This is a genomic window from Litoreibacter halocynthiae, assembly GCF_004365635.1.
GTDB lineage: Bacteria > Pseudomonadota > Alphaproteobacteria > Rhodobacterales > Rhodobacteraceae > Litoreibacter > Litoreibacter halocynthiae.
In genome coordinates, this window is the sequence record NZ_SOBH01000003.1 from 538,124 (window position 1) to 557,871 (window position 19,748).

Here is a 19,748-nt window from a genome sequence, read left to right on the forward strand (position 1 = left end):
TTGGGTTTGAATGGGTTATTTCTTGGACTTCAGGCGCTTGAGGACATCTGCCCCCGTGGCCCGTGTCGCGGCACCGTATCCGGCATCCGACATGCGATCTGCGAGCGTTTCGTGGCTCAGGTCGCGGTCGATATCGGCGAGGATTTCTGCCTGCTCGAACGGGTCGTCCTTCTTCAACACGTTGGCGATCAGCTCTTCCGCCTCGGCCACGCTGGATTGCCCTTGCAGGGTTGTGTTCAGCTTGGCTTGTATCGACTGCTCGTAGCGCACGGCCTTTGCCGTGATGGCCCCTTGCTTCAGGTCGATGATGCGTCGATGGCCGGTCTCGATGCTTTGACGCAGACGCATAATGCGCTGGTCAAGGCGGGCGAGGGTTTGGCGACGGACCTCCAGCTCGTTTTCAAGCTGGGCGATCGCGTTGGCCGCCTCGGTGGCTATGGCTTCGTTGTCATCGTCCAGCGCCTTTGTGGCACGATCTGTAAGGTCAGATACGCGGGCCTCGATCGAGCGGACCTGGCGATCCTCGCCGCGGTGGCGTTGGATCAGGCTGGCAAGCGTCGCCTTGGCAGCGGCGAGGCTGCTTGAGGCTTCACGGGTCTTTTGTTCAATCAATTCGATGGCATAGACGTCGCGGACCTTTTCTTCGGCCCGGGCGTTCGCACCGGTCATAAGGGTCTTCAAAGTCAAAAACATCTTGGTCTCTCCTACATGGTAGCGTTTCGTGAACGCTGTTCATGAATTCAAGATACGTGTTTCTGAACATTGTTCAAGAAATATTTTGAACAATGTTCACTTTTCTGACGGAGTGGAGGTTAAGTGACTGAAAACAAGGGTAATCATGTGTTCAAGTTGATCAATAGGGACACCTGAGATCCGCTTTTCCAGCCCCAAAAGCACGATTCCATGCACCGAGGAGAACAGCCCACGGGTCATAAGACTCACATCTTCGGGCGACATATCGGGGAAGATTCGCTTGAGCGGATCAGCAATCAGCGAAAACACCTTTTGTAATTCTTCAAGATACCACTTCGGTACAGATTCTTCGGTCGAGACCTCTAGATCAAAAAGGGTGCGCCATGCGGGAGTGTTGTCCCGCGCGAAGTGCAGGTAGGCATGGGACATCGCGATCATGGTTTTGACGGGATGGCCGGGAGGTTCCGCCGCGACCGCAGCTGAGACCTGAGCACCAACGCGCTTGAACGTGCGTGCATTCACGGCCATCACCAGATCGTTCATGTCGCCAAAGACATTGTAGATGGCTCCGACCGCGCAGCCTGCTTCCTTGGCAAGGTCACGGGCGCGGACCGCCGAGATGCCGCCGACCTTGATCCGCTCCTCAGCAAGGTCAATAAGCTTTGCACGCAAATCTTCGCGCTTCTTTTGAACTTTACCCGCCATATGGCCCCCTTGAACTATGTTCACGTTTAACCAGTGGCGATAAAGAAGCAAAGCCCTTGCGTTTCGATGCCGCCTTTCGCAATAAGCGGGCAGCGGTCCCTTAGCTCAACTGGATAGAGCAGCTGACTTCTAATCAGCAGGTTGAGGGTTCGAGTCCTTCAGGGATCGCCATTAGCCAAAAACGCTACATCGTCGCAACGACCCGTCGCCCATTGGTCTGCGGCAGGTTGGGGCTTTGTCCCCATGTGCTGTAGTTGTTGGACGAGAAATGCGCATAGCGGCGGCGGATCGCTTGCTCAAGCTCCGGCCGTACGGCGCCTGACTTGAGAGCCTCGTAATAGGCGGTCAAGTTTGCATCCATACTCACCTGAGACCCTTCGATAGAGTCGGGCAGGCTTTCACCAATCGGGACACCAGCCTCTTTTGCGTGGTCGAACATCAGATTGAGTGACACAAATTGCAGGCCGTGATGCGACGAGGTCGAGATAACCCGCTCGGTGGTGTCCCAGATGTAGCCTTCATCGACCGTGGTCGTAACGCTGTCATTGTCTCCCGTGCCGGGGGAGTTGTTCGTGACGCCCCAGCGGTCCTGATAGAACGCGGTAACCCCCGGATAGTCTTCGGGGTCGTAGGTGAAGGTATCTTGATCCGGCGTGCCGTTGGTGGGCCAGTACCCACCACCGATGTCGGAATGCGCACCCACCATCTGAATCCGCCTGCCGTGGCTTGCGAGGGTGAGCGGGAAATATTCCCGAATTTCATCCTTGGCGGTGATGTGGAAAATTGTTTCCGCGGTCGCGATGGATGTGTTCAGGCTTACACCTTCGTAGTTGCCGGTATTGCCCGCGTTGCCCACCGAGGACACGGTGTCGAACAAGCCCATGAATTTAACTTTCATAGTTGCAGCGCCAAAAGTGATCTCGCCGTCTTTCACACCGTTGGCGAAATCTCGGGCAGCCGCCGACCCACGAGAGAAGCCGAAAGTGTCAAACCATATGTCGCAGGGCTCCATGCCCGAGGCTTTGGTCCGGATGTCGTTCAGCAACTCGTCAATCGTGTTGGCTACGCGGGTCTCCACACCTTCGTCTCCGGTACCCCACGCAAGACCGCGGGTGGTGGTGCCGCCGTCGTCTTCGACGCCGATCCCACGCGCGTAGCGGCTGAAGAATTTCGCCTGTCTGCGTTCACCATTGACCGTGATCCATTCGGGCTCGCCTTGGGTTTCCAGATACAGGTGTTCCAGCAAGTCGACATTGGTGTGCCAAGCCTCGACGGCCACGGTGTGGTCACGCGAGTTCTTCGTGCCATCGAAGAACACCCCAATCCGCAGCAGGTCGCAGGCCACCGCGATGGTATCAGCCGGATCAGTGCCCACTTCGTTGCCCGCACTGCGTGCGGCGTCGTTCGCTGCGGCTGGATCTTGGTCTTCAGAGGTGCCCATTTGATGCTCCTTACGATGCGCAGCGCGAACGAGGCGCGGGATTTGATGCGAGATACCGTTTACGTTGTTCAAGGGCGCGGTCCCGTGACCAGTCCTCGACGCCGGCGGCCAGCTCTTGAGCCAGAGGCTGTGATGCAGCGACCGGCTTGGCGCAGAGTTCCAAAAGCACAACGGGTGCATCCATTTCAGGTGTGATCTTGTCGGTTTGCCGCAAGCCGACCAAACGCAGCGCTTCGGGATTGGGCGTGGTCACCTTCACATCCGCGCCGGGGCCGGACACAATGTCGATTGAGGCGTGATCTTTATCATCTCCGAATGTCGACAGCTTCTTGGCAGGCAGCTCGAATTGCGCCGAGTAGGTTTGTTTGGCGACAATGTCGTACCAGCTTAGCTCGAACTGCAGCAAGTCGTCGGAGCGGTCACCATAGGTGGTCGGCCCGCCTTCGTTACGCCCTTTGGTCGACAGCTCTACAACCATACGTCCGTTCTGAACCAATCGCTTCACGGCGGGTGCCGCCACATGGGAATGCACCGACAAGCTAAGCGATTTCGGGCGCGATTGGCCAAACCCGAATATCATCGCAGCCCCCGCCAGAAACGCGACGCAGGCGCCGAACACCACCACAAGGGCGCGACGTGGCCGTTTTGGGGAAGGGTGCGCACTGTTCATATCTCCGTCCATATATCGGTATCTCCATGTGCCGCGTCGCCACGGATGTGTTGAAGACCCTCGCGTTGGGCTTCGGCTTGGGCATCCAGAAACTTCTCGATGTCCTGAATCGCATAATGGGCCGCTTCTGCTCCCATCAGGATAGACCGAATAGCGCCATTCGCATATTCCGAAATGAAATTAGGCCCGAGGATCAGCTCCCAGCAACAAATCTTGGCGATGTGGTCGCGCCGCCAGAAGCCCATTTCAAAAACCTTGTGCCGCAGATGTTCTAACTCCGAAAGGCTTTCGTCGAGGGTAAGTCCGGTTTGGGGGGAACTATGCCGGTGCGCGACGACCGAGATGTCGTCGAATTCCTGCTCACGCCTGATCTGGCGCATAATCGCGCGTATTTCGGGGGTCAGTATTACACGGGTTCCGCGTCGCGGTGCGACAGTTCCCGGAGCGCGCGACAGTATTGCCGCCTGTCTGGGGGCAGTCACGACCATCGACAGCGCTTCGGTCCCAGAGGGGAACATTGCGGAGACCAGCGGGGCGACGTCGGGGTGATTGCCCATGGCCATCAGCCGTGTGCAGATCGGTGGGGACCAGTACCGGAAGAAGTACCATTTTCCGGTTTCGTCACGCAGACGGGTGAATCGCCGCAAGTGTTTCCACAGGCTGTTCATATCCACGCGCGAACGTAGGAAGATGCCCAGCTGCTTTTCCCACAACCCACCCGGGGCGGTGTCGGTCGTCATCAGCTTTCGTGTCAGGCTGTGGTCGGGCTCCAGCTCGACAAGCCAGGGGGCCGCCTCGCCAAGCTCTTCAAGCGCCTTGCCGGTGAACAGGCATTTGTGGTTCAGATCCGAGGTGTCCAGAATATTAGGCAGCGCCGGATGGCAGGCGGCATCAAGCAGTGCATAAGTTTTTAGGGGCGGCAGATTTTCTTTCCCACCCCATGCCTCGTAATCTGCCTTTGGGTCGGGATCACCAAATAACGGCTCACTCAGCTCCTCCGGCATCTGCAGCGCAGGCGACCCGAATTGAGCATCAAGGGGCGCAGCATCCTCCAGCGCTTTCACCAGCAGCCAAGGGTCAAGTGGGGCAGTCACGGCACTATTCACCGGATATCAATTCGCATTTTAAGTCTGGGCCAAATTCTTAGATTCAATGTCTCTTAGGTATAGAGAGCAAAAACATCATGGCAATAGTATAGCGGAGACTCTCTTTTTCGGGTGTCAGGCTCGCCCGAATCGGTTTGCGCGGCTGTTGCGCGAAGCCGGTGTCAGATGCTTGTGACCCGTCAGAAAATTGAATCAGATCGCTGTTTTCCCACTAAGGGGCTGCCAACATCGCTGTTTTGGCTCTAGTCTACTAAATTCTGGGTATTGCTGACGGCGCTCTACTGACGCAAAACCCCAATGTGGTGAAAAAATATTACCAATTTAGCTCTCTGGGAGGAGATACTATGAAAACCAACCTAATCGCAGCCGCGCTTGGCCTATCGGTCGCTGCTGGCTCAGCTCAAGCACAAGACGTGCTGGAAATGACATCTGCCTTCGGCAAAAACCTTCCGATCCTTGGCACTGCCGCGACGGACTTTGTTGAAAAGTTGAACTCGATTTCGACCGAAGTCGAATTCGAGCACTTTGACCCCGGCAAGCTGGTCCCGACTTTGGAGGCGTTGGACGCCGTATCGAACGGCTCTGTCGACGCCGCGTTCACGACCTCCGGTTATTGGCAGGGTAAAATCACGGCCGCCTCGCTGTTTGCCGCTGTGCCGTTCGGCCCGGAAGCTGGCGAATTCCTTGGCTGGATTCTGTATGATGACGGCAAAGAACTTTGGCAGCGTATGTATGACGAAGCCGGCTACGACGTGCACGTCACGCCTTGCGGTGTGATTGCGCCGGAAACCTCCGGTTGGTTCAAGAACGAAATCAATTCCGCTGAAGACCTGCAAGGTCTGAACATGCGCTTCTTTGGCCTTGGTGCTGAAGTCATGCAAAAGATCGGCGTCTCTACGTCGCTTCTTGGCGCGTCGGATATCTTCCCGGCACTTGAGCGTGGCGCGATCGACGCGACCGAGTTCTCCATGCCACGCATCGACTCGCGCTTGGGCTTCCACAAAATCGCGAAGTTCAACTACTTCCCCGGCTGGCACCAGCCGTCCACTTTGTTCGAACTGCTGGTCAACAAAGACGCGTGGGAAGGTCTTGGCGAAATGGCACAGGCACAAATCGAAGTGGCTTGCTTGGCCAACATCACGACCAACCTTGCGGAAGGCGAAGCGACCAACTTTGAAGCCATGGTAGAGAACACCGAAAAGAACGGCGTTCAAATCCGTCAGTGGTCGCCAGAGCTTCTTGACCTGTTCGAGAGCACTTGGAACGAAGTTGCGGCCGATCTGGCAAAAGAAGATCCACTCTTCGCGGAAGTCTGGGCTGACTTGGCAGAATACCGTGCCGGCTACAAAGTCTGGAACGACAACATCTACCTGCCACGCCCACGCAACTAAGGCGCGCAGTTAGAGATTAAAACTTTGAGGGCGGCCCGGTCGGCCGCCCTTTTTCCAAAGATTTGGACGTTCCGAGCGGGGCGGGGGAGAACAACATGTCCGGTGAAACTGTAGAACTGGCCGGAGGGCTGGATGATGTCTCCATCGCGATCACCGATCCCGGTGACGTAGATCGCGAGCATCACGGCTGGCCTGACCGCCTGATGATCAATGTCGGAAATGTCGTTGCATGGCTGTTTCCGCTCTTGATGGTGGGCATCGTGGCTCAGGTTATCTTGCGCCAAAGCGGTGTGAACCAAGCATGGCTTGATGATGCGCAATGGTGGATTTACGGCTTTGCGATGCTCACAGGCTTCGCCTATGCCATCACCACGCAAAGCCATGTGCGCGTCGACATTTTGCACCAAAACTATTCACCCGCCAAAAAGGCGAGGATCGAGGTCTTCGCGATTGGCTGGCTGCTGCTGCCATTTTTGGTCATCATGACTGATATTCTGCTGCACTATGCGTGGTCGTCTATCGTGGCGCTTGAAGGGTCGAGTAGCCCCAACGGGTTGCACCACCTCTACCTGCTGAAGTCCTCGCTGCCGGTGATGTTCATCATTGCGATTATTGCAGCATGGGGTGTTTTCCGGCGCAATCTAGCAATCTTCTCGTCGGTTTCGCTGCACAAAGTCGTCCTTTGGAGCTTGCCTGCGATGCTGTTCTTCCTGACGCGCATTATCCACTATGCGGCCTATTGGTTCTACGCGTTGAGCCAGCCCGATCTAAATCCACGTCGCATCACCAAAGAACCCATTTTCGAGCAAACAGGCTACATCGCTATCGCGACTATCCTAGTGTTGCTGGTCGTGGGCTATGCGCTATCGCGCAATTCAGCGAAGGACGCGTAACTCATGCAACTGCTTTCCCTATTTAACTTCCTGACGCTGAACGAATGGTCTGTTCTGCTGATGTTTGCGGTCTTCATTGTGATGTTGTTTCGTGGTGTTCCGGTGGCCTACGCCCTTGTGGGGGTGTCATTGGTATTCATCGTTTTGGGCGAATTCGTGCTTGATCCGAACCGCAAATACATCAACGAATTCATAGAATTCGACCGAACCGGCATCACCTACACGAAGCTCTTTGCCAATGGCAGCCGTTTCTTTGGCGGGATTATCAACAACCCGGTGCTTGTCGCCTTGCCGATGTTTATCTTCATGGGGTTGATGCTGGACCAGTCCGGCGTGGCACAACGCATGATGAAGGCGATGCAGGTTCTGTTTGGCGCGCTGAAAGGCGGGCTGGCGCTGTCGGTCATGCTGATTGGCATCATCCTAGCGGCCTCGACTGGCGTCATTGGAGCTTCCGTGGTGCTGTTAGGCGTCATGGGTATCCCGACAATGATGGCGCAGAACTACTCCAAACCCATCGCGACGGGTACGATCGCGGCGTCCGGCACGTTGGGCATTCTAATTCCGCCGTCGATCATGCTGGTGATCATGTCGGATCAGTTGGCCATCTCGCTTGGTGACCTGTTCATGGGCGCGCTGTTCCCCGGCCTTTTGTTGGGCGTGCTCTACATCGTATTCCTGATCGTCTATGGCTTGGTTAATCCCAAAGCGATGCCGGTGCCTGAAAACCGCCCTCCGGTCGACATGACGATCATCAAGGAAACCGCCTTGTCGGTGATGCCGCCAATGGCGCTGATCCTGCTGGTGCTCGGCTCGATCTTCTTCGGCTTCGCCACACCCACCGAGGCGTCCGGTCTGGGGGCCATGGGGGCGACCATTCTGGCGTTCCTGAACCGCAAGCTGAATATGACAGTGTTCAAGGACGTGATGCGCCAGACGCTGAATACGTCGGGCTATATCGTGGGTATCTTCATCGCCGCGAATTTCTTTGCCTTCATTCTGCGCCGCTTTGGCGGGGACGAGATCATCGAGCATCTGGTGCTGTCGTCCTTCGACGACAAGTATCTGGTGGTCCTGTTCATCTTGTTCATCATCTTCCTGCTGGGCTTCCTGCTTGACTGGATCGAGATCACGCTAATCATCATGCCGCTGATGTTGCCGGTTGTTTTGGCTTTGGACATCCCTGTCGACGGCTTTGGGGTGGTGGATAACCCGTCTATCGTTTGGTTCGCCATCCTGGTGGCGGTGACGTTACAGACGTCATTCCTGACGCCGCCTGTGGGCTTTGCGCTGTTCTATCTCAAGGGTGTCTGCCCGCCGGACATCACACTGGGCCACATCTACCGCGGCGTTATCCCCTTTGTGCTGCTGCAGCTCACGGGGCTAGGGATCGTGTTCGCCTTCCCCAGTATCGTGACATGGCTTCCTGCCATCGCATACGGGAATTAGAATGATTGGCCGCCCCTCGGGGCGGCCTTTTCATATGGCGCGCAGCAACAGGCCCGACGCGATGAACAGGATCAAGAGCCCTGCGATCAACTCAATGGCGGGCACAATTCCAGTGGCCACGCGCGAAGACGCAAACGATCCGATCACCCCCGCCCGCATCGTCACCGCGGCAACGCCGACCCCAATTGTGACCACCGCGGTGCCAAGCGCCATAGCGAAGGCTCCGGCAATTCCCGCCATCGCGATGCCCATCTGCCAAGTGATGATCAGTACGAACAGCGCACCGGTGCAGGGACGCATCGCGATGCCCGCGATTAGGATCAGCGCATCACGCAGGGAGCTGGCATTCTCCACCTCGTCAAGGCTCGGCCCGTGTTTGTGGCCACATTCCGAGCAGGTGCCGTCCTCCCCGTGGGGATGATGCGCGTGGTCATGGGTGGCCGCTTGATGACGGCGCAGGAATTTCCGCAGGGCGCGTATCGTCAGCCACAAGCCAATTGCCCCGATTGCAGCATAGCTGAAGGGGGCCATATAGTCCTCCGCCGCGCCGACCATCTGGGTGCGGCTCAGGTTGAACACCAGCACTCCTGCATAGACTAGCAAGACGGCGGTGGTCGCCTGTCCCAGACTGGACACAAGCGAGATCAGCGACAAGCGCATCCATGGCACCTGACGACCAAGACCGTACCCGCCGATCAGAACCTTGCCATGGCCCGGACCGATGGCGTGGAAAAACCCGTAGGCAAAGCACAGCGTCATCAGCAGAGTAAGCGCGCCCGCGTCGCCGCTGCGCAACGCGCGCAGAGTGCGCGCGATCTGGTTCTGAAAGTCGCGTTGTTCGCCTGCTGCAAAGGCCGCAAGGCTGTCAAAGCCACCGCTGCTCCAGAGCCAGATCAGCGCTGCAATAGCAATTGCGACTGGAACTATTACAACGCGGGGCATGTGATGCGGATGTCGGTGGCAAAATCCCCGCCGATCAACGGGATGTCGTTTTCTTCAAGGTCGGCATTGGCGTCCAGCGTCAAAAGCTGCGCCTGCATCTGCGCCAGCTGGCCGTCGATATCGGGCTCGATACGCAAAATCTTGCAGTCGTCACGCCCTGTGACCGTGACCGGAAGCGTCATGTCGTAGGCCGTGTAATAGGTCGGATCAAAGGCTTTGAATGATATCGGGTCACCCGACAGAATTGGCGCTCCCACAACCTCGCGCAGATGCGTCGAGATGATCCTGCCATCCACCATATCCGCGGTCGGCTCGATTGGTCGTGTCAGCTTCAATATCTGGCCGTCGAGTACCGCTTCCAAATCGCCCGCGTAACCTTGCACCCAATCCGCGTCGAAACCCGTCAGTTCTTTGCGCTCTTCGGGGGTAAGGGAGCCGTCACCATCTGCGTCGACCTTGTAGTCCTCGGCCAAAAGCAGCGAATAAAGATCGTCGTAGTTCCACGTCACCTTTACATGTGTCAGTCGCCCCTCGGCGTCGAAAATAATCTCGAGACCGGTATCAATGAAAATATGGGGATGGGCCGCGACAGGCGCGGGTCCGGAAGCCAGCATCGAGGCAAGCACAGCGGCGATACCTTTTCGGGCGTTCAGCATGGGGTCAGGTTCCCTTGACGCGGGCGTTTCAGGTGCGGCGCAACCGGATGACGACGTCGACTTTGGCAATCTCTGTACCAGCGGGTGCGTCGGGCAACGAGGCGATTTCCAACTGCTCTTTCGGGGCGTCGGTCAGGTGGCCTTCGTCTTCCCAGAAGAAATGCGGGTGGTCGTCAACGCGTGTATCGAAGTAGCTTTTGGTGCCGTCGACCATGATTTCGCGGATCAATCCGGCCTCGGAGAATGCTTTGAGCGTGTTGTAAACCGTCGCCAGCGACACACCGTCGGTCTGATCGGTTGCGGCCGCGTGCAGGCTTTCAGCGGTGATGTGGCGATGCTGGCCGTCGCCAACCAAAAGTTCCGCCAAAGCCACGCGCTGACGCGTCGGGCGCAACCCTGCACCCGCCAGCCATTCGGTTCCACGCTTGGTTTCTATCGACAACATTCGCCAAATTCCCTTTGCTCGCCTTACATATAGGGCTTGTACCCCCCACGTTTCAAATGAAAATCAGTCGCAGCTTGTAGGATGGCGGCCCTTGCACGCGATAAAGCGCCAATGCTAGGTGTAACATAAGGTAACAAAACGAGATATGGGGGCAGGGTGGCATGAGCGATTACCCAACGAGCTTTGACAAGGACGCACTGCTGAAATGCGCGCGCGGTGAGCTGTTTGGCGAGGGCAACGCGCAGCTTCCAGCGCCGCCCATGTTGATGATGGACCGCATCACCGAGGTCTCCGGCGATGGCGGTGCACACGGGAAAGGCCATATATTGGCCGAGTTCGACATCACCCCCGACTTGTGGTTCTTCGAATGCCACTTCCCCGGCAACCCGATTATGCCCGGCTGCCTTGGCCTTGACGGCCTGTGGCAGCTGACCGGCTTCAACCTAGGCTGGCGCGGCTGGCAGGGGCGTGGATATGCTTTGGGCGTGGGCGAAGTGAAGCTGAAAGGCATGGTGCGCCCTGATCGCAAAATGCTGACCTACAAGATTGATTTCACCAAGGCGATCCAGACCCGCCGCCTGACCATGGGCGTCGCCGATGGAATCGTGGAAGCGGATGGTGAAGTGATTTACGAAGTCAAAGATATGAAAGTCGCTCTTTCCGAGAGCTAAAGTCCAAAGAGGAGCACGCCCATGCGTCGCGTCGTCGTCACAGGTCTGGGGATCGTATCCCCAATCGGCAATAGCGCCGAGGAAGTCACCGCAGCCTTGAAATCCGGCACCTCCGGTATCGTCGCCTCGCCTGAAATGGCGGAGCACGGGTTTCGCAGCCAGATTGCCGGCACGTTGAAGATCGACGTGGCCGATCATGTCGATAAACGCCGCCTGCGCTTCATGGGGCCTGGTGCGGCTTATGCACATATCGCGATGGAGCAGGCGATTGCCGATGCGGGCCTAGAGGAAAGCGATGTCATCAACCCGCGCACAGGTCTGATCGCAGGCTCCGGCGGGCCGTCTACGTCGGCCATGTTCGCGGCGCATCAATCGGTACTGAAAACCGGTGCCACCAAACGGATTGGACCCTTTGCGGTTCCCAAATGCATGGGTTCTACCATTTCCGCCAATTTGGCGACTGCGTATCAGATCAAGGGTATCAACTACTCGATCACCTCGGCCTGCTCGACCTCGCTGCACTGCATCGGCGCCGCGTCCGAGCAGATCATGATGGGCAAGCAAGACGTCATGTTCGCAGGCGGCGGCGAGGAGTTGGACTGGACCCTGTCCTGCCTTTTCGACGCCATGGGCGCGATGAGCAGCAAGTATAACGACACCCCTACGAAAGCCTCCCGCGCGTTTGACGCGGACCGTGACGGCTTCGTCATCGCAGGCGGTGGCGGCATCGTGGTGCTGGAAAGCCTTGAGCACGCGCAGGCGCGGGGTGCGAAGATCTATGCGGAAGTCACAGGCTTCGGCGCAACATCCGACGGCGCCGACATGGTGGCCCCTTCGGGTGAAGGCGGCGAGCGCGCGATGCGCTTGGCGATGGACACGATCCCGGAGGGCCGCAAGGTCAGCTACATCAACGCACATGGCACGTCGACACCTGTAGGTGATGTGGGCGAGGTCGAGGCCGTCCGCCGTGTGTTCGGCGAGGGCAGCACTCCGCCAATCAGCTCTACCAAATCGATGACAGGCCACTCCCAAGGGGCGACCGGTGCGCAGGAGGCCGTCTATTGCCTGCTCATGCTGAAGGACGACTTTATCGTCCCCTCGATCAATGTCGAGACGCTTGATCCCGCGCTCAAGCCGGAAGAAATTGCCACCAAGCTGGTGGAAAACGCAGGTCTGGACACGGTGATGACGAACTCCTTCGGGTTCGGCGGGACCAACGGGTCCATGTTGCTTTCAAAGTTCAAGGAATAAGAAATGGCTGGATTGATGGACGGCAAGCGCGGCCTGATTATGGGAGTCGCCAACGAGCGGTCCATCGCGTGGGGCATTGCAAAAGCTATGGCGGCCGAGGGCGCTGAGCTGGCGTTTTCGTACCAAGGCGATGCCTTTGGTAAGCGGGTGGAGCCATTAGCGACTTCCGTAGGGTCCGACATTTTGGTGGATGTCGACGTGACCGACGACGACTCGCTGGATGCCTGTTTCAAGACACTTGAAGACAAGTGGGGCGGCCTCGATTTCGTCGTCCACGCCATCGCATTTTCGGACAAGAACGAGCTGACGGGACGGTTCATCAACACCTCCCGCGACAACTTCAAGAACTCGCTCGTCATCAGTTGCTACTCGCTGATTGACGTCGCCCGCCGTGCGGCCCCGTTGATGAAGGACGGCGGCACGTTGCTGACGCTGACCTATCAGGGCTCCAACCGTGTGACGCCGTTTTACAACGTCATGGGTGTCGCCAAGGCGGCGCTTGAGTCGACTGTGCGCTATCTGGCGAATGACCTTGGCCCGGACGGCATCCGCGTCAACGCAATCTCGCCTGGTCCGATGAAAACCCTTGCGGGGGCTGCCATCGGTGGCGCGCGCAAAACCTTCCGCCAGACCGAGGCGAACGCCCCCATGCGGGCAAATGCGACGCTGGAGGCCGTGGGTGGCACCGCCGTCTACCTTGCCAGCGATCACGGCAACTGCACGACAGGTGAAATCATCCGTGTCGATGGTGGCTATCACGTGCTCGGCATGCCTCAACCAGAGAACCTGTAGGGCCAAGACAAGCGTCATTGCCCATAATTGGGCCAATATGACGTCCTTCTTTGGCCACCTTATCAGTGTTCTTTGCCGTCAGGTCTGACAAAGGTTTTGCAATGTTCGTGTTATTCGCTGCAATCGTGCTGTGCACATTGATGGTCTACACCCTTCGCGGAGGGATGGTATCCAATCGCGGCCTGACGGTCGTTGGCATGGATATCCAGGGCCTCGGCATGGGCGTGCTCGCTTTTGTGGCAGCCGCTTGGTATTTTGGTCCGCTTTATGGCGTGGCAATCGTTCTGTCCGTGATGATCCATGAATTTGGTCACGTTGCCGCTTACCGCATCGCGGGCCATGACGACGCACGCTTTCGCCTGATCCCGCTGATGGGGGGCGTGGCGATATCGGACCGCGCACCAGAAACGCAAGCCCACGACTTTTTCATCACCCTGATGGGGCCGGGTATCTGCCTTGCCCCGATGGCGCTGGCCTACGCCTTGTCGGAGGTCATCACGCCATACTCCGCCGAAGCTGCACATTTCTTGTGGGTGTTTGCCATCGTCACCGGTGCATTGAACTTCTTCAACCTGTTGCCGTTCTGGCCCCTTGATGGCGGGCGTTGCGTGCGCATCCTGATCGACACATTCGCGCCCGGTGCCACAAATTTCGTCACCTTGGGAATGAGCGCGGCTTTGGCTGCCGCTGCCGTGGCGATGCACTCTATGGCACTGTTCTTTTTCGCCATACTCGGCGCGCAATCGCTGTTCAGCTGGTCAGAGGCGTGGGTGCACAGAACCCCGCTGACCAAGCCGCAAGGCGTGTTGGCACTGGCGGCCTACCTGTTCACGGCGGGCGCGCATTTCTGGGGCGGGCTCACGATGTTGATGCGCTACCTTTAGGCGTTTTCCTCGGTCTCTGGCTGTGCCACTCTGCCCGCACAGCCGGAGGAATCCATATGCCAATCACCACCTGTGTTTTCGATGCCTATGGCACTTTGTTCGACGTATCCGCCGCCGCCCGTATCGCGGCAGAGGAGCCGGGCCGCGACAAGCTTGCAGCCTGCTGGCAGAAGGTCGCGAGTGACTGGCGTCTCAAGCAGCTGCAATACACTTGGCTCCGCGCGGTAACCGGTGACCACGCCGATTTCTGGGACGTGACACAAAACGGGCTGGACTGGGCCATGGAAGCCAACGGTCTAGACGATCCGGAGCTTCGGGAACGCCTGCTCGCCCTATATTGGGAATTGCGTGCCTACAAGGAAGTGCCGTTCATGCTCGCCCATTTGAAGGCGGCTGGAATGAACACAGCGATCTTGTCGAACGGCTCCCCTGACATGCTCGACGGTGCGGTGTCGTCAGCGGGTATTGGCGAACATCTGGACGATGTCCTGTCGGTGGAAGATGTGGGCGTTTTCAAACCTCATGCGTCAGTTTACGACTTGGTCGGTAAACGGTTCGGCTGCGCGAAGGACGAAGTGCTGTTCGTGTCCTCCAACGGCTGGGACGCGGCTTGTGCGACAGGCTACGGTTTTGCGACCGCATGGGTGAACCGTGCCGCCGAGCCGGTCGATCGCTTGCCATGGACACCTGCCCACATCCTCAGCGACCTGACAACAATTCCAGAATTGGCGGCATCCCTATGAGCAAATTTACGACCGCGGACGGACTTTCCCTGCACTATACCGACGAGGGCGAGGGACTTCCGGTCCTGTGTCTTTCAGGATTAACCCGCAACAGCTCTGACTTCGACTATGTCGCGCCGCACCTGAATGACGTGCGCCTGATCCGCATGGATTATCGCGGGCGGGGGCAGTCTGACTGGGCGGACCCGTCGACTTATACCTTGCCGCAGGAAGGGCAGGACGCGCTGGCATTGCTGGATCATCTCGGCATCGAGAAAGCCGCAATCCTGGGCACCTCGCGTGGCGGCATCATCGCCATGGGGTTGGCGGCAACTGTTAAAGACCGGCTTTTGGGTGTTTGCCTGAACGACATCGGGCCGGACATCGCGGAGCCGGGTTTGGACGCGATCAAAAACTATCTTGGCCGCCGCCCGACGTTCAAAACATATGACGAGGCAACCGCCCAGCGCGCCAAACTAATGGCGGGGTTTGAGGATGTCCCCGAAAGCCGCTGGCGCGAAGAGGCAGAGAAACACTATGTCAAAAAGCCTGACGGGTTGGACATCAATTATGATCCCAAACTGCGCGAAGCTGTGCTGTCAGGGCCGCAAAACCTGAACCCCGATCTATGGCCCTTTTTCGATGCCTTAAAGGGTTTGCCATTGGCACTCTTACGCGGGGCGAATTCGGACTTGCTCACACGCGAAACCACTGCAGAGATGGAGCGACGCCGACCGGACATGCTGTCGGTCGACGTTCAGGGACGGGGCCATGTCCCATTCCTTGACGAGCCGGAATCCCTGCTGACGATTAAAGCATGGCTTGAGGAAATGCGATGAACATCGAAATGATCGAAGCCGCCGCAAAGCGGATTGACGGCCATGCGCGCCGCACGCCGCTTCTGACCTCCCCGTTTGTTGACGAGATTGCTGGTCGCCGTGTTTTCGTAAAGCCCGAGGCATTGCAACACACCGGGTCGTTCAAATTTCGCGGCGCGTGGTCGGCGGTCTCGGCGCTTACCGACAATGCGCTCAAGGCGGGTGTCATTGCGTTCTCATCAGGTAATCATGCACAAGGTGTGGCGTTGGCAGCCCGCGAGCACGGGACGAGTGCGGTCATTGTCATGCCAGCGGACGCCCCCCAGATGAAAATCGAGAACACGCGCGCGTTGGGTGCGGAGGTGGTTTTGTACGACCGTGCAACCGAGGACCGCGATGAAATTGGCGCACGCCTGGCCACAGAGCGGGGCCTGACCCTGATCAAGCCATTCGACGAGCCCTTGGTTATTGCAGGCCAAGGCACTGTCGGTCTGGAAATTGCGGAGCAGGCGGCTGAACTTGGCGCAAATGCGCGAGAGGTTCTGGTCTGCTGTGGCGGTGGCGGTCTGACCTCTGGTATCGCATTGGCGCTGGAGGCCAAAGCGCCGGAGTTGCGTGTCCGCCCCGTTGAGCCGGAAAACTTCGACGACGTGACCCGTTCGCTGGAAGCGGGGCAGATCAAGCGCAACAAAAGCCTGTCCGGCTCGATATGTGACGCGATCATTACCCCGCAACCGGGCGATGTTACCTTCCCGATCCTCAAGCGCTTGTGCGGCTCTGGCCTCGTGGTGCCCGAGGAGGATTGCCTGCGCGCCATGGCAGTAGCCTTTGCCCGCCTCAAGGTGGTGCTGGAGCCGGGCGGGGCAATCGCGCTAGCCGCGGCGCTATATCACGGGGACGAAATCGAGGGCGATGACGTCATCGCCGTGGCCTCTGGCGGCAATGTCGATGCTGAAGTGTTCCAGATGGCGCTGGCGAAATACGGGAATGACGTATGACCGATTTCACCATTGCCAGCTTCAACGTCAAAAACCTGATCGCCGCTGATCAGGAGTATTATCGCTTCGAGAAATATACGCCTGAGGAACACGCGTGGAAGGAAGACTGGCTGGCCGATCAGGTTTTCACGCTGAACGCCGATATCGTGGGTTTTCAGGAAATTTTCGACAAAGCCCCGCTGCAAGAGGTGATCGCGGAGGCGGACCGTCGCGGCAAAGCCTCCAACGAAGACGCCGTTCCGGATCGCAACAAGCGATACGCCCGCAAGGCGATTTTCCGCAAGCTCGCTTACAAGGACTATACTAGCGCGCAACTGGCGTTCGCGCCGAACCTGAATGACGGGGAGCCGGGAGAACGTCGACCCGGCCTCGCGATCTTGTCGCGCTATGGCTTCGTCGGCAAACCAGAAGTGATTCAGGAAGTTGACCCCGATTTGGTGATCCCCTTCGCCATGATGAGCGGCGGGGATGGCGGCTCGTTTCGTCTCGACCGCCTGTCGCGCCCGATCCTGAAGGCACGGATTCCAGTGGGAAAGCAGATCATCACGGTCTTCAACTGCCACCTGAAGTCTAAACTGGGCGAGTTCACGCGCCCCGACGAGGGTGGTCAGCCGCCCGAAGTCGACTTGGTCAATTATGATCCGGTCGGTCGTGCGCTTGGGTCCCTACGTGCTGCAACCCGCCGGATGGCCGAAGCTTGGGTCCTTCGCCAGTTGGTTGTCGAAGAGATCAACAAAGGGAACCCTGTTATCGTGCTGGGCGATCTTAACGACAACGACAACGCCGTTAGCTCCGAAATCATCGCCGGTGAACGTCCGTTCAAAAACTACGCGTGGATGCGGCGGCACGATGCCAAGAAGGCAAATGACCGGTACTCCGACGCTGAGAACGAGATTATTCAGGAAAAGATCAAAGCCGTTCGACTGGAAAGCTGCGAAAAGCTGTTCGTCCGCAAGTCACTGCGTGACATGGTTTATACCTCTGCGTTTGGTGGGGTCTTCGAGAGCATCGATCAAATCCTGCTGTCGCGCCATTTCACAGGCGGGATCAATCAGATCGGCGAAATGTCGTATTTCTCGGTGTTCAACGACCACCTGACTGATGGCTCGCATGATGAGGCGCCCTATAACAAGCTGGCCTCGGACCATGGGCAAATCATGGCGCACCTGCGCTTATGGGACGCGTAAGGGCGCGCGCTACCATTCCCCATGCGACAAGCATCAATCCCATGGCCAGCAAAAAGGCCGCACCCGGTAAGAAAAACAGCGCGTCCTCTCCGGTGAAGTAGGAAAACACACGGGTGAACACCAGTGGGGCAAAAATCATGCCTAGGGCGTTGATGGATGACATTACGCCCAGCAGCTCGCCCTGCTGGTTGTCGGCAGCGCGTCCTGACATCACGGCTTGCAAAGCAGGGCCGACGACGGCCCCGAACGCCGCCAAAGGCGTAAGCATCAGCAACACCCATCCGTCGGAAATAAACGCCATCATCGCCAAAGTGCAGGCGTTGTAGATCAAGCCCCAATAGACGGTTTTCACCTCTCCCAGTTTCGCAATCACCCAGCGGATCAGCACGGCCTGAGTAATCGCCATGGACACACCATAGATCGCCAGCGAAGCCCCGATGACACCTGGGGACCAACCAAAGCTGGCGGCGGTGTAATAAGCCCATATTGCTGGATAAACCATGTTGGCGATCTGGTAGAAGAAATACACCGACAGCAAAGCGCCAAGCCCGGGGAGGGCGGTGACCGCTTTCAGCCCACCCACGGGATTGGCCCGCGCCCATTGGAACGGGCGTTGCTTTTCAGGCGTCACAGTTTCCGGCAACACGAAATAGCCAAGCACGAAATTCGCACCTGCCAATATCGCCGCCGCCCAAAACGGTGCACGCGGTCCAAGCTCTGCCAGCAAGCCGCCGATCACGGGGCCAAGGACGAAGCCGACGCCGAAGGCGGCACCGATCAGGCCGAAGTTCTGGGACTTCTTATCGCGCGGGGACACATCCGCCATGAAGGCATTGGCGGTGGCATGGGTCGCGGCGGTGATCCCGCCGATGATGCGTCCGATCAACAGCAACCAGATGGTGCCGGCCAATGCCATCAACACATAGTCAAAGGCCATGGCAGCGTTCGAGGTTAGCAACACCGGACGCCGCCCGAACCTGTCTGACAATGAGCCAATCATGGGCGAGAACATGAACTGCATGAAGGCAAACACCGCCGACAGGGTACCACCCCATACCGCCGCCCCCGAGATGTCGGTATGTCCTACATCTTGAATAAGTTGCGGCATCACCGGCAGGATCAGGCCGATGCCCATCGCGTCGATCAGCACGGTGATCAGAATGAAAATGATGGGCAGGTTGCGGGTCATAGCGGCCTAAATGGCTGCGACCGCTGTGTAAGGCAAGGTTTACGTATGGCCAATGTCGCTTAAGAATTGCGCCAGCAGGGACGCGAAAATCTCGGGCTGCTCCACACATGGCAGGTGGCCCGCGCGGCGGATCAGCTCGAACCGGCTGCCTTTGATCAGGTCGGCCGTCTCGCGGATCAGGTCTGGCGGAGAGGCCCCGTCCTCGCTACCTGCTATTGCCAGTGTCGGAAGCGTCAACGCTGCTGTGGTCGTGTAAAAGTCGGTTCCGGCGATCGCAGCACAGGCCCCAAGGTAGCCCTGCTTTGGTGTGCTCGTCAGCATGTCGCGCCAATAGGCCAGCTCCGGCGTTTTCAGGAACGCACGCGAGAACCACCGCTTCGTAACATCGTCGGCGATGCTCTCGATCCCGCCTTGCTCAACCGCCGCAATGCGGTCCTTCCACATTTGGGGATGGCCCATCTTGGCAGCACTATTCGACAGCATCATGGCGCGTATCTGGTCCAGCCGTTTCGTAGCCAAACCTTGCGCGATCATGCCGCCAACCGACAGGCCGACGAACACGCAATCGCGTACCTTTAAGTGATCCAGCAACGCCTCGGCGTCGCGTATCAGCATGCCCATGGAATAGGGCGCATCCGGCACATCCGACGCCCCGTGGCCGCGCATGTCATACCGGATCAGCCGCAGGTTTTGCGGGAGCAGGGGGATCACCTTGTCCCACAATTCCAGCGACGTCCCGAGCGAGTTGGAGAACACAACAGGCGCGCCGGACGGGTCGCCGTCCTCAACGACGTTCAGGGTGATGTGTCCAAGGTCAAATTTCACAGTGGCGGCCTCATGATCCG

General features: G+C 58.2%; 21 protein-coding genes and 1 tRNA gene. 12 read left to right on the forward strand and 10 right to left on the reverse strand.

Translation table 11 applies throughout. The annotated features are described in order from the left end of the window. Positions 1-15: 15 nt before the first annotated feature. Entirely contained in the window at positions 16-693 is a 678-nt protein-coding gene (locus tag BDE40_RS14445; protein WP_134015659.1) for a PspA/IM30 family protein, read from the reverse strand. Positions 694-789: 96 nt separating this feature from the next. After that, complete coding sequence (locus BDE40_RS14450) at positions 790-1,398, reverse strand: TetR/AcrR family transcriptional regulator (protein ID WP_073145282.1); 609 nt, start codon at positions 1,396-1,398, stop codon at positions 790-792. 94 nt (positions 1,399-1,492) lie between these two features. On the opposite strand from BDE40_RS14450, the gene BDE40_RS14455 reads away from it, so the two are divergent. Continuing rightward, positions 1,493-1,569, forward strand: a tRNA-Arg gene (locus BDE40_RS14455). A 13-nt stretch (positions 1,570-1,582) separates the two neighbouring features. Here the strand turns inward: BDE40_RS14455 and BDE40_RS14460 are convergent. From BDE40_RS14460 to BDE40_RS14465, 3 genes are read right to left on the reverse strand one after another with little or no spacing between them, the layout of a single operon-like run. Next, complete coding sequence (locus BDE40_RS14460; protein WP_162848098.1) at positions 1,583-2,839, reverse strand: phospholipase effector Tle1 domain-containing protein; 1,257 nt, start codon at positions 2,837-2,839, stop codon at positions 1,583-1,585. Between the two features lie 10 nt (positions 2,840-2,849). Next, entirely contained in the window at positions 2,850-3,509 is a 660-nt protein-coding gene (locus BDE40_RS18240) for a hypothetical protein (RefSeq protein ID WP_162848099.1), read from the reverse strand. Beyond that, complete coding sequence (locus BDE40_RS14465; protein ID WP_134015663.1) at positions 3,506-4,603, reverse strand: DUF4123 domain-containing protein; 1,098 nt, start codon at positions 4,601-4,603, stop codon at positions 3,506-3,508. Before BDE40_RS14465 ends, BDE40_RS18240 begins: the two co-directional genes overlap by 4 nt. A gap of 356 nt (positions 4,604-4,959) precedes the next feature. On the opposite strand from BDE40_RS14465, the gene BDE40_RS14470 reads away from it, so the two are divergent. The 3 genes from BDE40_RS14470 (at position 4,960) to BDE40_RS14480 (ending at position 8,348) form a co-directional block, all read left to right on the forward strand. After that, a complete protein-coding gene (locus BDE40_RS14470) occupies positions 4,960-6,006 on the forward strand; it encodes a TRAP transporter substrate-binding protein (protein WP_121023481.1) in 1,047 nt (348 codons plus the stop codon). A 95-nt stretch (positions 6,007-6,101) separates the two neighbouring features. Further along, entirely contained in the window at positions 6,102-6,899 is a 798-nt protein-coding gene (locus BDE40_RS14475) for a TRAP transporter small permease subunit (protein ID WP_121023479.1), read from the forward strand. Positions 6,900-6,902: 3 nt separating this feature from the next. Beyond that, positions 6,903-8,348 carry a TRAP transporter large permease gene (locus tag BDE40_RS14480; RefSeq protein ID WP_134015665.1) on the forward strand — a complete coding sequence of 482 codons (1,446 nt, stop codon included), beginning with the start codon at positions 6,903-6,905 and terminating at the stop codon, positions 8,346-8,348. 30 nt (positions 8,349-8,378) lie between these two features. On the opposite strand, the gene BDE40_RS14485 is transcribed toward BDE40_RS14480, so the two are convergent. The 3 genes from BDE40_RS14485 to irrA are packed head-to-tail and all read right to left on the reverse strand — an operon-like array spanning position 8,379 to position 10,391. Beyond that, positions 8,379-9,290, reverse strand: a complete 912-nt coding sequence (locus BDE40_RS14485; protein WP_134015667.1) for a nickel/cobalt transporter — start codon at positions 9,288-9,290, stop codon at positions 8,379-8,381. Next, complete coding sequence (locus BDE40_RS14490) at positions 9,275-9,946, reverse strand: DUF1007 family protein (RefSeq protein WP_246030460.1); 672 nt, start codon at positions 9,944-9,946, stop codon at positions 9,275-9,277. The genes BDE40_RS14485 and BDE40_RS14490 overlap by 16 nt, the downstream gene beginning before the upstream one ends. A gap of 28 nt (positions 9,947-9,974) precedes the next feature. Continuing rightward, a complete protein-coding gene (gene irrA, locus BDE40_RS14495; protein WP_073145298.1) occupies positions 9,975-10,391 on the reverse strand; it encodes an iron response transcriptional regulator IrrA in 417 nt (138 codons plus the stop codon). A gap of 161 nt (positions 10,392-10,552) precedes the next feature. On the opposite strand from irrA, the gene fabA reads away from it, so the two are divergent. The 8 genes from fabA to BDE40_RS14535 all read left to right on the forward strand — a co-directional run bounded on the left by fabA (position 10,553) and on the right by BDE40_RS14535 (position 17,714). Beyond that, positions 10,553-11,062, forward strand: a complete 510-nt coding sequence (fabA, locus tag BDE40_RS14500) for a bifunctional 3-hydroxydecanoyl-ACP dehydratase/trans-2-decenoyl-ACP isomerase (protein ID WP_073145299.1) — start codon at positions 10,553-10,555, stop codon at positions 11,060-11,062. A 21-nt stretch (positions 11,063-11,083) separates the two neighbouring features. Further along, the gene (gene fabB / locus BDE40_RS14505; protein WP_134015669.1) at positions 11,084-12,313 is read left to right on the forward strand and encodes a beta-ketoacyl-ACP synthase I; all 1,230 of its coding nucleotides are present in this window, start codon (positions 11,084-11,086) and stop codon (positions 12,311-12,313) included. Between the two features lie 3 nt (positions 12,314-12,316). Next, on the forward strand, positions 12,317-13,105 hold the full coding sequence (locus BDE40_RS14510; protein ID WP_134015671.1) for an enoyl-ACP reductase FabI: 789 nt from the start codon (positions 12,317-12,319) through the stop codon (positions 13,103-13,105). Positions 13,106-13,206: 101 nt separating this feature from the next. Then, complete coding sequence (locus BDE40_RS14515; RefSeq protein ID WP_134015673.1) at positions 13,207-13,989, forward strand: metalloprotease; 783 nt, start codon at positions 13,207-13,209, stop codon at positions 13,987-13,989. 56 nt (positions 13,990-14,045) lie between these two features. Beyond that, positions 14,046-14,732, forward strand: a complete 687-nt coding sequence (locus BDE40_RS14520) for a haloacid dehalogenase type II (RefSeq protein ID WP_134015675.1) — start codon at positions 14,046-14,048, stop codon at positions 14,730-14,732. After that, a complete protein-coding gene (locus BDE40_RS14525) occupies positions 14,729-15,550 on the forward strand; it encodes an alpha/beta fold hydrolase (protein WP_134015677.1) in 822 nt (273 codons plus the stop codon). The genes BDE40_RS14520 and BDE40_RS14525 overlap by 4 nt, the downstream gene beginning before the upstream one ends. Then, the gene (locus BDE40_RS14530; protein ID WP_134015679.1) at positions 15,547-16,527 is read left to right on the forward strand and encodes a threonine ammonia-lyase; all 981 of its coding nucleotides are present in this window, start codon (positions 15,547-15,549) and stop codon (positions 16,525-16,527) included. The genes BDE40_RS14525 and BDE40_RS14530 overlap by 4 nt, the downstream gene beginning before the upstream one ends. Further along, positions 16,524-17,714, forward strand: a complete 1,191-nt coding sequence (locus BDE40_RS14535) for an endonuclease/exonuclease/phosphatase family protein (protein WP_134015681.1) — start codon at positions 16,524-16,526, stop codon at positions 17,712-17,714. The genes BDE40_RS14530 and BDE40_RS14535 overlap by 4 nt, the downstream gene beginning before the upstream one ends. Here the strand turns inward: BDE40_RS14535 and BDE40_RS14540 are convergent. Beyond that, positions 17,683-18,903 carry a TCR/Tet family MFS transporter gene (locus tag BDE40_RS14540; protein WP_134015683.1) on the reverse strand — a complete coding sequence of 407 codons (1,221 nt, stop codon included), beginning with the start codon at positions 18,901-18,903 and terminating at the stop codon, positions 17,683-17,685. The genes BDE40_RS14535 and BDE40_RS14540 overlap by 32 nt on opposite strands. A 39-nt stretch (positions 18,904-18,942) precedes the next feature. Further along, complete coding sequence (gene pcaD / locus BDE40_RS14545) at positions 18,943-19,728, reverse strand: 3-oxoadipate enol-lactonase (protein ID WP_246030461.1); 786 nt, start codon at positions 19,726-19,728, stop codon at positions 18,943-18,945. Between the last annotated feature and the right edge of the window lie 20 nt (positions 19,729-19,748).